Here is a 12898-nt window from a genome sequence, read left to right as displayed (position 1 = left end):
GTGTCGAGGCCGCGCCGCAGGATCTCGCTCTCGTCCAGCGCCACGGGCGCGTTCTTGCGGCGCGGGCCGCCCTGCTCCGTCAACGTTCCCACTCCTGGTGTCCGGCCAATACCCAAGTCTCCCCCATCGCCAGGTCAGCGCGGTGGGGGATGCCGCGCCGTGGGTTGCCGGCTAGTCTCACGCGAAGAGCGTTCGTCCCTGAGGCAACAATGTGGAGGATGACGTGTCCATCTCGGACAGCGATGCCCTGGCGAGCCTCGACACGGGGATCCCGCACTCCGCGCGGCTGTGGAACTACTGGCTCGGCGGCACCGACAACTTCGCCGCGGACCGGGCGGTCGCCGACCAGATCCTGGCCATGGTGCCGGAGATGGTCGGGTCGGCGCGCGCCGACCGCGCGTACCTCGGTCGGGTGGTCCGTCATCTCGCGGGCACCGAGGGCATCCGGCAGTTCCTCGACGTGGGCACCGGCATCCCCACGGCCGGCAACACCCACGAGGTCGCGCAGCGGGTCGCACCCAGCAGCCGGATCGTCTACGTCGACAACGACCCGATGGTGCTGGTGCACGCCCGCGCGCTGCTGACCAGCCACCCCGATGGCCGCACCGACTACCTCGACGCCGACCTGCGCGACCCGGCGGCAGTCGTCGCCGGTGCGCGGCGGACGCTCGACTTCGACCGTCCGGTCGCGGTGATGCTGCTCGGCATCCTCAACTTCGTGCCCGACGACGACGAGGCCGCCGAGCTCGTGCGGCGGCTGGTCGCGGCGATCCCGTCGGGCAGCTTCGTGACGATCTCCCACCCGACCACCGAGGTCAACGGCGAGGTCATGACCGAGGCGCTCCGCCTCTGGAACGAGGGTCCGGCGGCCAAGATGGTGCTGCGCAGTGCCGAGCAGGTGGCCCGGCTCTTCGGCGACCTCGAGCTGGTCGAGCCCGGCGTGGTCAGCTGCTCGCAATGGCGACCCGACGCGGACACGTCGACCGAGCGGGTTCCGCACTACGGCGGCGTCGGCCGCAAGCGCTGATCAGCGAAACCATGGCCGGAGGGCGACGTCGGTCGCCTTCCGCACCGCGGCCTGCACGGCCGCCGGATCGTCCAGCCGATCCAGGTCCGCCAGCAACACCTGCAGCGCGGCGGTGATCGCGCCCACGAACGCGCCGGTCAAGGCGGCCGCACCGACCTCGTCGAGCTCGTCCGGGAACGCGGCCGCGAGGTGGCGGGCGATCTCACCCTGCGCCTGCGTCTGAATCTGCAGCGCGCGACCGCGTACCGCCGGAATGTCCCGGACGAAGCGCAGGCGCAACGCGGCCAGCCGGCTGCCGAGGTCGTCGCTGTCGTCGCCGATCTTGTGCAGGGCGCGTAGCAGCACCTCGGCGGGCCCCTCGTCGGGCTGCCGGTCCGCGATCGCCTCGACGGCCGCCCGGACGCGGGCGTCGCTCTCCGGGAACAGCAGCTCCTCCTTGCTGGCGAAGTAGCTGAAGAACGTCCTGGTGCCGATCTCCGCCGCCGCCGCGATGTCGGCGATCGTCGTCTCGTCGTAACCGTCGCGTTCGAACAGGACGGTGGCCGCCTCGACGAGAGCCTCGCGGGTCCGGGCGCGCTTGCGATCACGGAGCGACATGGCGGGCAGCATACCGCACCGACTGCCGAGCAGCATCCATTGCAAATCTGCACTGAGTGCAGCTATGGTCGGAGGCATGACCTCAGTGCTGATCTCCGGAGCCGGCGTCGCCGGCACGACGCTCGCCTACTGGCTGGCCCGGCACGGCTTCGCCGTCACGGTCGTCGAACGCGGCGCGGGCCCGCGGTCCAGCGGCAACCCGGTCGACGTCCGCGGGCCGGCCTGGGCCGTCGCCAACCGGATGGGCATCGTCCCGGCGCTGCGCGCGGCACAGACCCGGGCCACCGCGATGCGCCTCGTCGACGACACCGGCCGGTCCCTCGCCCGCATCCCGATGCCCGCGACCCGCGGTGACGAGGTCGAGCTGCCGCGCGGTGACCTGGCCGCGGTGCTCCTCGATGCGATCCGCGACGACGTCGAGCTCGTCTGGGACGACACCGTCACGGCACTGACGACGGACGCCTACGGGGTCGACGTCACGTTCGAACGGTCGGCGCCGCGCCGGTTCGACGTCGTCGTCGGCGCCGACGGTCTACATTCGACGGTGCGCCGGCTCGCGTTCGGCCCGGAGCGCGAGTACGTCCGCCATCTCGGCCTGCACGTGGCGACCCTGCCGCTCGGCTCCGACGAAGGCAGCGACGTGTTGCTGCACAACACACCGGGCCGGCTCGTCTCGATCCATCCGGCCCGCGGCGCGGCACTGGCCGCGTTCATCTTCCGGTCCGCGCCCGTGCCCGGCTTCGACCACCGGAACACGACCCAGCACAAACAGATCGTCACCACGGCGTACGCGGACGCGGGCTGGCGGGTGCCGGAGTTGCTGGACCGGCTCGCAGCCGCCGACGACCTCTACTTCGACGCGGTCAGCGCGGTGCGCCTGCCGTCGTGGTCCCGCGGCCACGTCACGCTGCTCGGCGACGCGGCCTCGTGCGTCTCCCTGTTCGGCGACGGCTCGTCGCTGGCGATGGCCGGCGCCGAGACGCTGGCGTCCGCACTGGCCGCTGACCCGGCGACCGCGTTCGCCCGATACGAGGCCGCCCACCGCCGCCTCGTGGACCCGAAACAACGCCGCGTCGGTCGCGCGGCGGGCCTGCTGGTCCCGAAGACCCGCCTGGGCCTGCGCGCCCGCGATCTGGCCGCCCGCACGGTCACGGCATTCCGCACAGCCGGGAGATCGACGTAACAGGTGATCTGCCGGTGCACCGCACACCCTGCGACGTACCGTGAAGGCGTGCTCGCGAACGACGTAATCACCAGCGCCGACCTCGCCGAACTGCGGCGCTCCGCGCTCGGGACCGCTGATCCGCTCGGTGTCGCCGCTGACCTGGCCGAAGCCGTCGACGAAGGGCGGCTGGAAAGCCCCGAGGACGCCGGCGACGCGCTGAGCCTCGCCGCCGAGATCGCCGAGGTCCGGTCGCGGCTCGGGGCCGCCCTGCAGTACGCGGACCGGGCCGTGGCCGCCTTCCCCGAGGAGGACACGCCCGGCTCCGGCTTCGCCCGGGCGCTGCGGGCGCGCATCCTGTTCCGGCTCGGCCGCGACGACGAGGCGCTCGAAGTGGTCACCGCGCTCCGGCCGCTGCTCACCGAGCAGGCCGACGCGCCCTCCTACGTCAGCGCCGCGCTGGCCGCCGGCCGCCGGGACGCGACCGCCGAGGAATGGCTCAGCGAGGCCGTCGACGGGATGCTCGAGGCGCGCGGTGAGGCACCCGAGGAGGTCGGGCCGCCCGAGGCGCCGGGTGTGCTGTTCTTCCTGCTCCAGCAGCGGCACCGGGTGCGTCGCGACCTGAACCTGCCGCACGACCGCCAGGACGACCTCGCCGACCGCCTGGAGGCGCAGCTCAACCGGGGTGCTCAAGAGCCACAGGCGGACGAGGCGGACCTGCTCTTCTTCCCGCAGGCCGAGTTCGACCAGGTCCGGCCCGACGCCGACTGGGACGCGCACCGGGCCAGGCTGGAGAAGGCGCTGGTGCGGCTGGCCGCGACCGGCGGCACCGGCCTGAACGTCCTGCGCGGGACGGCGGCCGGGCTGAGCGCCAACGGCGACCCGAGCGACCCGGCCGTCCGCGCCCGCTACGCGCGGCAGTTGGAGGCCCTGCCCGACACGCACATCCCGTGGCCGCCCGAGCGCAACGCCGCGTGCTGGTGCGGCTCGGGCCTCAAATACAAGAAGTGCTGCCTGCCCCGCTCGCGCGGCTAGCCAGGTTAACGTCAGGCGCGGACCGGCACCGCGAGGTCGCCGATCAGGCCTTCCCCGACCAGCTGCAGGAACACGTCCGCCACGGCCGGGTCGAACTGGGTGCCGCGGCACCGCTCGATCTCCGCGCGGGCCTCGGCGGCGGTCAGCGACCGTGCGTACGGCCGGTCGGCCAGCATCGCCGCCCAGGCGTCCGCGATGGTGACGATCCGCGCCTCGATCGGGATCCGCGTGCCCGCCAGCCCGTGTGGATAGCCGGTGCCGTCGAAGCGCTCGTGGTGCGCCGCCACGACCGCGCCCAGGTCCGGCCGGCCGCCGAGTTCTGTGAGCAGCCGGGCGCTCTCCTCCGGGTGCCGGCGCAACTGCGCCCATTCGGCCGGCGTCAGCGGCAACGCCTTGCGCAGCACCGAGTCCGCGACGCTGACCTTGCCGATGTCGTGCAGCCGGCCGGCCGCGGCCACTCGCCGCAACGCCGCCATGTCGAGGCCGAGCCGCTCCCCGACCAGCAGCGACCAGCGCGACACCGCGGTGCTGTGCTCCTGCGGGCTGAGCTGAGCGTCTATCCGGTCCGCCAGCCAGACCAGGCCGATCGGCAGGTCCGGGTCGGCGTACACCGGGTCGACGAGCATGCCGGCCGCGACGACCCGGTTCCGGCCGGTGGCCTTCGCCCGGTACAGCGCCGCGTCGGCCTCGTTGACCAGGCCGTCCGGGTCGGTCAACGGGTGGCTGTCGCGGGTGCCGGCGGTGGCCACGCCGAGCGACGAGGTGAGCCGCACGCTGCGGCCCTGGCCGACACCCACCTCGGTGCGGCCGATCGCCTGCCGGATCTGCTCCGCGATCTCGATCGCGACCTCCTCGTTGACCCCGGGCAGGAGGCAGCCGAACTCCTCGCCGCCGTAGCGCGCCACGATGTCGCTGGCGCGGACGGAGCCACGGATCCGGTCGGCGATCTGGGCCAGCACCGTGTCGCCGGCCGGGTGGCCGTAGCCGTCGTTGACCTTCTTGAACTCGTCGAGGTCGAGCAGGACGAGGCTCAGCGGTGTCTCCGCCCGGTCCGCGCGTTCGGCCTCGATCCGGAGCATCTCCTGGAAGAAGCGGCGGTTGTAGACGCCGGTGAGGCCGTCGGTGATGGCCAGCCGCTCCTGCTCGCGGAGGGCGGCGCGGAGCTGGGTCGCCAGCCGGGTGCGGTCCCGGATGATCAGCAGCTGCCGGGACAGCAGGCCCGCGAATAGCGCCAGCAGTATGGCCAACGTGCCGCCGGTGATGGGTCCCTGGTCGAGGCGGTCCGCGACGAGCAGGCCGACTGCGGCGAGCGCGGCGATCACCAGGGGCACCGCGGTCAGATCCCGGGATCGGGCGCGCTCGCGGGCTTCCGGCTCCGGTCTGCGGATCGCGGCGACCGCGCCGAGCCCGAACAGCACGGCCTCGATCTGCCAACCGATGTTGATCCAGTTGCTGTCGATGTTCTGCGCGGCGATCGTGTACGCGTACACCGAGTCGGTGATGCCCGCCACCGCGAAGCCGGCGCCGACCAGCATGGCCCAGACCGGCAGGCGGTGCCGTCCGGCGAGCCCGACGGCGGCCAGCAGGGTGACGAGGGCCACACCGAACAGTGGGTACGCGAACGCCACGATGTCCGCGACCCGCGGCGCCTGCGGCAGCGACGGCGAGATGGCCACCTGCCAGCCGATCGTGCCGAGCCCGAGGGCGAGCAGACCGGCGTCCAGCAGCCCACGGATGTGCCGCAGGTGCCCGCTGCTGCCGATGCCGACGAGGATCGCCGGGATCGCGGCGATGTACGAGGCCAGGTAGAAGTAGTCGGCGATCGACACGACCGGCGGGCCGCGCTGGAGCACGTAGGTGTAGTAGACCCAGATCACCTCGCCGGTCAGCCACAGTGCGTTGGAGACGGCGAGCAGGATCCAGGCGACCCGGGTGCGGCCGCGGGTCACCAACGCCGCGACGGCGGACAACCCGACGGCCGCCACGATGGGCACCAGGTAGGGCAGGTCGACCACCGCGGTCGACGGATGGACCTGGGCGACCACCAACAGGACGACGAAGACGACCAGCCAGCCGACGCCTACGCCGACGGCCCACCGCATCGCCCGGTCCCGGCGGGCGAAGGAGGCCAATGACGCGGCATCCGACACCTACAGTCCCTCCAGCGTCACGCGGCGTTACGGTCGTCTGCCCAGTTAACGCCGGCTCGAGGGCGGCCTCCAAGGGTGCGCGGAGTGAGGCCGCCCACGCGGTCAGGCCCGTGTGATGGCGAACATGTAGCAGCCGTACGCGACGTTGCGGCTGTGGATCTGCTCGACCTCAGGGTCGGCGAAAATGGCCGCGATCTCCGCCTCCGGGTCGGTGCCGTCGTGCACGTGGGTGGCCGGGTGGATCCAGCCGCGCTTGTCGTAGGCGCGCAGCACCTGCCGGCGCCCCCGCCAGCCCGCCGGGTAGCCCTCCGCCGGCGGGGTCGGGCACTGCCGGGCGTGCGCGAAGACCGGACCGATCTCGCTGTACGGGCTGGCCGGCAGCGCCGGGGCGTACCCGAAGAGGATGAGGTCCTCGCCCGCCTCGGCGTCCCGGAGGCAGCAGCGCAGCGGCTCGCCGCCGGTGGCGACCACGGGCTCGATCGGGTGGCCGGAGACGTCGCGCCCGCTGGTGCGTACGCCGGTGAGGGTTTCTGCGGAAATCGCGTGGGTGCGGAAGCTCATGCAGCCAGTCTTCGACCCGCCCGGGCGGAAAGCTGGCGGCTTCCGGACGTGAGGCTCGCCAGCCGTGCGACACGCCGACAAAGGCACGGCTGGCGAGCGATGATCACGTTACGCCGTCAACGGCCATCACTGACCGGCCGTGTGGGCGATGATCGCCGGCAGCACGATCGGCCAGACCGGACGGGGCGGGTGCTCGTGGCCGACGCCCGGCAGCGGCACGAGCCGAGCACCCGGAATGTCCCGTGCCAGCGCCTCGCCGTGCGGCAACGGGAACATCGGGTCCTCGGTGCCGTGCAGCACCAGCGTCGGCACGGCGATGTCGGCCATGCCGCCGGCCACGGGCAGGTTGCCGTCGGCGACGATCCAGTGGTTGGTCTGGCTGGCCGCGAAGTCGGTGGTCCGGTCGTAGGCACGGGTGACCAGCGCGCGGGCCTCGGCGGGGCTCAGCGTCACGGAGCCGCCGTAGGTCGCGAGGTCGGCGACCACGCGGTCGATCGCGGCGGCCCGGTCGGTCCAGTCCGGTGGCGCCGGCGGTGCCGCGAACAGCGCCTGGATCCGCTCGACAGGCGGCGGAAGCGGCTCCGCGCCCTCAGGTCGCGGCAACGCGGCGCTCGTGTCGATCAGCGTGAGCGACGCCACCCGGTCGGGATAGCGAATGCCCAGCTCCTGCGAGATCCCGCCGCCCATCGAGACGCCGACCAGGTGGACCCGGGCGATGCCGAGCGCGTCGACCACACCGAGCGCGTCGGTGGTGAGGTCCGCGCCGGTGTAGCCGGGCTTGCCGACGGGATAGTTCGTCGAGCGGCCGGTGTCGCGATGGTCGTAGCGGATCACGTGCCGGCCCGCCTCCGCCAGGGCGGTGCAGAAGTCGGGATCCCAGAAGTCCATCGAACCGGCGGCGCCACCGATCAGCAGGATCGCGGGGTCGGCGGCGGCGCCGAACGTCTCGGCGCACAGCGTGGCGTCACCGACCGGGAGCATCCGTTCGGCCATGGGTCAGCGCTCCTTGGGCTCGTAGCCGAGGTTCGGGCGGAGGAGACGTTCGGCGTCGGCGACCGGGACGCCCTGCCGCTGCGCGTACTCCCGGACCTGGTCCTCGCCGATCCGGCCGACCGCGAAGTAGCGCGCCTGCGGGTGCGCGAAGAGCAGCGCGGAGACGCTCGCGGCCGGCGTCATCGCGTAGTTCTCGGTCAGCGCCATCCCGACGTCGCCGGCGGCCAGCAGGTCGAACTGCGGGCGCTTCAGGCTGTGGTCCGGGCTGGCCGGGTAGCCGAACGCCGGGCGGATGCCGCGGAACCGCTCGTGGTGCAGGTCGTCGAGGCTCGGGTCGGCGTCGGGCTCGTACCACTCGCGGCGCGCTGTCAGGTGCACCCACTCGGCGAACGCCTCGGCCAGGCGGTCGGCGATCGCCTTGACCATGATCGCGTGGTAGTCGTCCTGCTGTGCCTCGTATTCCGCGGCCAGCTCCTCGGCGCCCTGGATCGAGACCGCGAAGCCGCCGAGGTGGTCGCCTTCCGGCGCGACGTAGTCGGCCAGGCAGCGGGCCGGCTTCGAGTCCTGCCGTTGCTGGCGGAGCATCGGGAAGCGGACGCCGTCGCCGCGCTCCTGCGCGTCGGGGGACCCGCCGCCGACGACAATGTCGTCGCCCTCGCTGCGCGCCGGCCAGAAGCCGTAGACGCCGCGGGCCTGGAGCAGGCTCCCGGCCTCGATGCGGTCGAGCAGCGCCTGTGCCTCGTCGTAGAGCTCGCGGGCCACCGGCTCGTCGAGGATCGCCGGGTAGCTCCCCTTGAGCTCCCAGGCGATGAAGAAGAACCGCCAGTCGATCATCTCGCGCAGCGTGCGGATCTCGGGCGCCACCTGGCGCAGCCCGGTGAACGCCGGCACCGGCAGGTCGTCGAAGCTCACCACTTCGCGGTTGGCCCGGGCGGTGGCGATCGGCACGAGCGGCCGCTTCTCGCGGTCGGCGTGCTGGTCGCGCAGGCGCTGCTGCTCGACCCGGTTGGCGGCCTCGAACTCGTCGACCCGGTCGGGGTCGAGCAGCCCGCCCAGCACGCCGGCGACCCGGGAGGCGTCCTGCACGTGCACGGTCGAGCCGGCGTACGCGGGCGCGATCCGGACCGCGGTGTGCTGGCGGGAGGTCGTGGCGCCACCGACCAGCAGCGGCAGCCGCATGCCCCGCCGCTCCATCTCGGCGGCCACCGAGACCATCTCGTCGAGCGACGGGGTGATCAGACCGGACAGGCCGACGACGTCGGCGCCGACCGCCTCGGCGGTGTCGAGGATCGTCGCCGCGGGCACCATCACGCCCAGGTCGATGACGTCGTAGTTGTTGCAGCCGAGCACCACGCCGACGATGTTCTTGCCGATGTCGTGCACGTCGCCCTTGACCGTGGCCATCACCACGGTGCCACGGCCCTTGCCCGTGGTCTCGTCGTCGGTCTCGGTCTCGACCGCCGCGATCTTCTCGGCCTGGAGGTATGGCTCCAGGTAGGCGACGGCCCTCTTCATCGCCCGGGCGCTCTTGACCACCTGCGGCAGGAACATCTTGCCGGCGCCGAACAGGTCACCGACGACCTTCATGCCGCCCATCAGCGGCCCCTCGATCACGTCGAGCGAGCGGGCCGCCTGGCGCCGCGCCTCCTCGGTGTCGACCTCGATGTAGTCGACGATGCCGTGCACGAGTGCGTGGGCGAGACGGTCCTCGACGGACGCCTCGCGCCACGACAGGTCGACCACCCGCTTGGTGCCGGAGCCGGTGACCGTCGCGGCGAACGCGACCAGCCGGTCCGTGGCGTCCGGGCGCCGGTTGAAGATGACGTCCTCGACCAGCACCAGCAGGTCGGCCTGGATGTCCTGGTAGACCGCGAGCTGGCCGGCGTTGACGATGCCCATGTCGAGGCCCGCGCGCACCGCGTGGAACAGGAACGCGGAGTGCATCGCCTCGCGGACCACGTCGTTGCCGCGGAACGAGAACGACAGGTTGGAGATGCCGCCGCTCGTGTGCGCGCCCGGGCAGCGCTCCTTGATCAGCGGCAGCGCCTCGATGAAGTTCTTCGCGTAGTCGTTGTGCTCCTCGATGCCCGTGGCCACGGCCAGCACGTTCGGGTCGAAGACGATGTCCTCGGGCGGGAAGCCCACCTCTCGCGTCAGCAGGTCGTACGCCCGGCCGCAGATCTCGACCTTGCGCGCGACCGTGTCGGCCTGGCCCTGCTCGTCGAACGCCATCACGACGACGCCGGCGCCGTAGTCACGGATCCGGCGGGCGTGCGCGAGGAACTCGGCCTCGCCCTCCTTGAGGCTGATCGAGTTGACCACGCCCTTGCCCTGCACGCACTTGAGGCCGGCTTCGAGGACCTCCCAGCGCGAGCTGTCGACCATGATCGGGATGCGGGCGACCTCGGGCTCGGTGGCGATCAGGTTGAGGAACGTCGTCATCGCCCTGGCGCCGTCGAGCAGGTCGGCGTCCATGTTCACGTCGAGCAGGTTGGCGCCGCCGCGGACCTGGTCGAGTGCGACGTCGACGGCGCCCTGGTGGTCGCCGGCCTCGATCAGCCGGCGGAACTTGGCGGAGCCCGTGACGTTGGTGCGCTCGCCGATGACGACGAAGCCGGTGTCGGGGCCGATCTCGAATGGCTCGAGGCCGCTGAAGCGACTCCTCGTCTCCGGCTCTGCGACCACCCGACGCGCGGTGCCCCGGACGGCGGCGGCGATCTGCTCGATATGGGCCGGCGTGGTGCCGCAGCAGCCGCCGACGATGTTGACCAGTCCGGCGCCGGCGACCTCACCGAGCAGGGACGAGGTCTCCTCGGGCGTCTCGTCGTAGCCGCCGAACGCGTTGGGCAGGCCGGCGTTGGGGTGCATGCTCACATAGGTGCCGGCGACCCGCGCCAGCTCGGCCACGTAGGGCCGCAGCTGTTGCGCGCCGAGCGAGCAGTTGACGCCGACGACCAACGGCTGCGCGTGTGCGACCGAGTTCCAGAACGCCTCGACCGTCTGGCCGGACAGCGTGCGCGCGCTCTGGTCGACGAACAGCGAAATCCACAAGGGAACGTCCGGCGCCACCTCGCGGGCCGCGGTGATGGCCGCCTTGGCGTTGAGCGTGTCGAAGATCGTCTCGATCAGGAACAGGTCGACGCCGCCCTCGGCGAGGGCCTTCATCTGCTCGGCGTACGCGGCCTTGACCTGGTCGAAGACCACGGCGCGGTAGGACGGGTCCTCGACCTTCGGCGACAACGAGAGCGTCACGTTGAGCGGGCCGACGGAGCCGGCGACGAACTTGCCACCGGCCTCGTCGGCGGCCTGGCGGGCCAACCGGGCACCGGCCAGGTTCATCTCGCGTACGTGGCCCTCCAGGCCGTAGTCGGCCTGGCCGATGCTGGTCGCGGTGAACGTGTTGGTCGTGGTGATGTCGGCGCCCGCGGCGAAGTAGCGCCGGTGCACGTCGAGGATGAGGTCCGGCCGGGTCAGGTTGAGCACGTCCGGGTCGCCGGTGACGTCGTGCGTGTGCGTGGTGAACAGGTCGCCGCGATAGTCGGCGGGCGTCAGCTGCTCGCCCTGCAGCATCGTGCCCCAGGCACCGTCGAGGATCACGATCCGGCTGTCCAGGGCCTCGCGAAGGGCCGCAACCCGGCTCCGCGTATCGATCATGACGCATCTCCTCCGGTCACCGACCGCCCCCCGCCCACGATCACTGGAGCGACCGTCGAGAATACCCGGATCAGGTGCCCTCCGACCGGTTCCGTTCCGGAGTGTGAGCGGGCTATCGCGCCAAACGCGCGAGGAGTCCGGATGCGGCCGCGATGCCCACCCCGGTCGCGACGATCAGCACCGCGAAGTCCAGCGGCAGCCGGGCGGGGGTGCCGATCAGCAGGCCGCGCAACGCCTCGACCTGGTAGCTCAGCGGGTTGACGTGGTTGATCACCTGGAGCCAGCCGGGCATCAGCTCGACCGGGTAGAGCGCGTTCGACGCGAAGAACAGCGGCATCATGATCGCCTGGCCGATGCCCATCATCCGGTCACGGGAGAGCACCAGGCCGGCGATGGTGACCGACAGGCAGCAGAAGAAGGCGGCGCCGAGCAGGACGACCGCGATCACGCCGAGCAGCCTCAGCGGGTTCACGGTGAACCGGACGCCGAGCAGTTCCGCGATCGCGTAGACCACGATCGCCTGGGCCAGCCCGCGTACGCCGGCCGCGAACGCCTTCCCGGTGACCAGCGCGGACCGCGGCGTCGGCGTGACCATCAACTTGGCCAGCACGCCGGCGTCGCGTTCCCAGATGATCTGGATGCCGTAGAAGATCGAGACGAACAGCACCGACTGGGCCAGCACGCCGGGCGCGAGGAAGTCGAGGTAGGGCACCCCGCCGGTCGGGATCACGTGCAGCTTGGTGAACGTGGTGCCGAAGATGACGAGCCAGAGCGCCGGTTGTACGGCCCGGGTGATCAGCTCGCTGCGGTCGTGCGAGAGCTTCTGGATCTCGACGATGCAGAGCGCGACGACCCGGGACAGGACCAGCCGCGGGCTCAACCGTTCGGACCTAGCCGAGCCGGCCAGCGGTGCGGCGAGTGGCACGGACATCGCGGAGTCCTTTCTGTTCCTCGTCGAGCGAGCCGCCGGAGTACGCGCGGAAGACGTCCTCGAGCGTCCCGTCCGGATTGCCGAGCCCCTCGATCAGCTCGCGCGGGGTGCCGAGCTTGCCGAGCCGGCCACGGTGCATGAGGCCGACCCGGTCGCAGGACTGCTCGGCCTCCTCCATGTAGTGGGTGGTGAGCAGCACGGTCATGCCGGTCTCCGCGCGGACGGCGGCGATCCGCTCCCAGACGCTGCCGCGGGCGATCGGGTCGAGCCCGATCGTCGGCTCGTCCAGGATCAGCAGTTGCGGCGAGCTGACGAGGGCCTGCGCCAGCTCGAGCCGGCGGATCATGCCGCCGGAGTAGGTCTTGGCCAGCCTGGTCGCCGCCTCGGTCAGCCCCATCATCTCGAGCGACTCGCTGACCTTGGCCTTGCGCTGCCGTCGTGGCACGTCGAAGAGCCGGGCGAACAGCGACACGTTCTCGACGCCCGAGAGCGAGCCGTCGGCGGAGAGCTGTTGCGGCACGTAGCCGATCAGCCGTCGCACGGACATCCGGCTCTTCGCGACGTCCCGCCCGAAGACCTCGATGACGCCGGCGGGGACGGGCAGCAGCGCGGTGATGGCCCGGATCGTGGTGGTCTTCCCGGCGCCGTTGGGGCCGAGCAGCCCGAAGATCTCGCCGGGCCGGACGGTCAGCTCGACACCGTCGACGGCCTTGGTCTCGCCGAACTTGTAGTGCAGGTCGCGCACTTCCACGGCGGGCGTGCTCATGCTTGTCTCCCTGCTGGTTCGG

Annotated in this window: 10 protein-coding genes; 3 read left to right on the top strand and 7 right to left on the bottom strand. The window is 71.9% G+C overall.

Features of this window, described 5'->3' with window-relative positions; all coding sequences use genetic code 11:
* The first annotated feature begins 229 nt into the window (after positions 1–229).
* On the top strand, positions 230–1027 hold the full coding sequence (locus tag AB0H87_RS27740) for an SAM-dependent methyltransferase (RefSeq protein ID WP_360151698.1): 798 nt from the start codon (positions 230–232) through the stop codon (positions 1025–1027).
* Here AB0H87_RS27740 and AB0H87_RS27735 read toward each other — a convergent pair whose 3' ends face one another.
* Complete coding sequence (locus AB0H87_RS27735; protein WP_360151695.1) at positions 1028–1624, bottom strand: TetR/AcrR family transcriptional regulator; 597 nt, start codon at positions 1622–1624, stop codon at positions 1028–1030.
* 76 nt (positions 1625–1700) lie between these two features.
* On the opposite strand from AB0H87_RS27735, the gene AB0H87_RS27730 reads away from it, so the two are divergent.
* Together AB0H87_RS27730 and AB0H87_RS27725 are read left to right on the top strand one after the other, a co-directional pair.
* The gene (locus AB0H87_RS27730) at positions 1701–2807 is read left to right on the top strand and encodes an FAD-dependent oxidoreductase (protein ID WP_360151692.1); all 1107 of its coding nucleotides are present in this window, start codon (positions 1701–1703) and stop codon (positions 2805–2807) included.
* A 48-nt stretch (positions 2808–2855) separates the two neighbouring features.
* On the top strand, positions 2856–3821 hold the full coding sequence (locus tag AB0H87_RS27725; protein WP_360151689.1) for an SEC-C domain-containing protein: 966 nt from the start codon (positions 2856–2858) through the stop codon (positions 3819–3821).
* An 11-nt stretch (positions 3822–3832) separates the two neighbouring features.
* On the opposite strand, the gene AB0H87_RS27720 is transcribed toward AB0H87_RS27725, so the two are convergent.
* From AB0H87_RS27720 to AB0H87_RS27695, 6 genes are all read right to left on the bottom strand, one after another.
* Positions 3833–5971: a diguanylate cyclase gene (locus AB0H87_RS27720; RefSeq protein WP_360151686.1), complete on the bottom strand. Its 2139-nt coding sequence runs from the start codon at positions 5969–5971 to the stop codon at positions 3833–3835.
* 102 nt (positions 5972–6073) lie between these two features.
* Positions 6074–6532: a DUF1203 domain-containing protein gene (locus AB0H87_RS27715; protein WP_360151683.1), complete on the bottom strand. Its 459-nt coding sequence runs from the start codon at positions 6530–6532 to the stop codon at positions 6074–6076.
* A 126-nt stretch (positions 6533–6658) separates the two neighbouring features.
* Entirely contained in the window at positions 6659–7525 is an 867-nt protein-coding gene (locus tag AB0H87_RS27710; RefSeq protein WP_360151680.1) for an alpha/beta fold hydrolase, read from the bottom strand.
* A gap of 3 nt (positions 7526–7528) precedes the next feature.
* The gene (gene metH / locus AB0H87_RS27705; RefSeq protein ID WP_360151677.1) at positions 7529–11179 is read right to left on the bottom strand and encodes a methionine synthase; all 3651 of its coding nucleotides are present in this window, start codon (positions 11177–11179) and stop codon (positions 7529–7531) included.
* A 112-nt stretch (positions 11180–11291) separates the two neighbouring features.
* Positions 11292–12110, bottom strand: coding sequence for an ABC transporter permease (locus tag AB0H87_RS27700; protein WP_360151674.1), 819 nt, complete (start codon positions 12108–12110; stop codon positions 11292–11294).
* Positions 12070–12876 (bottom strand): ATP-binding cassette domain-containing protein, encoded by an 807-nt coding sequence (locus AB0H87_RS27695; RefSeq protein WP_360151671.1) that lies wholly within the window; start codon positions 12874–12876, stop codon positions 12070–12072. The genes AB0H87_RS27700 and AB0H87_RS27695 overlap by 41 nt, the downstream gene beginning before the upstream one ends.
* Between the last annotated feature and the right edge of the window lie 22 nt (positions 12877–12898).

It is taken from the genome of Asanoa sp. NPDC050611 (assembly GCF_040654855.1).
Taxonomy (GTDB): Bacteria; Actinomycetota; Actinomycetes; order Mycobacteriales; family Micromonosporaceae; genus Asanoa.
This window is presented reverse-complemented; position numbering and strand designations above follow the sequence as displayed.

Excerpts from the sequence above, each read along its gene's own strand:
- AB0H87_RS27735 (WP_360151695.1), bottom strand. The coding sequence starts at position 1,624 with ATGTCGCTCCGTGATCGCAAGCGCGCCCGGACCCGCGAGGCTCTCGTC.
- AB0H87_RS27730 (WP_360151692.1), top strand. The coding sequence starts at position 1,701 with ATGACCTCAGTGCTGATCTCCGGAGCCGGCGTCGCCGGCACGACGCTC.
- AB0H87_RS27715 (WP_360151683.1), bottom strand. The coding sequence starts at position 6,532 with ATGAGCTTCCGCACCCACGCGATTTCCGCAGAAACCCTCACCGGCGTA.
- AB0H87_RS27710 (WP_360151680.1), bottom strand. The coding sequence starts at position 7,525 with ATGGCCGAACGGATGCTCCCGGTCGGTGACGCCACGCTGTGCGCCGAG.
- metH (WP_360151677.1), bottom strand. The coding sequence starts at position 11,179 with ATGATCGATACGCGGAGCCGGGTTGCGGCCCTTCGCGAGGCCCTGGAC.
- AB0H87_RS27700 (WP_360151674.1), bottom strand. The coding sequence starts at position 12,110 with ATGTCCGTGCCACTCGCCGCACCGCTGGCCGGCTCGGCTAGGTCCGAA.
- AB0H87_RS27695 (WP_360151671.1), bottom strand. The coding sequence starts at position 12,876 with ATGAGCACGCCCGCCGTGGAAGTGCGCGACCTGCACTACAAGTTCGGC.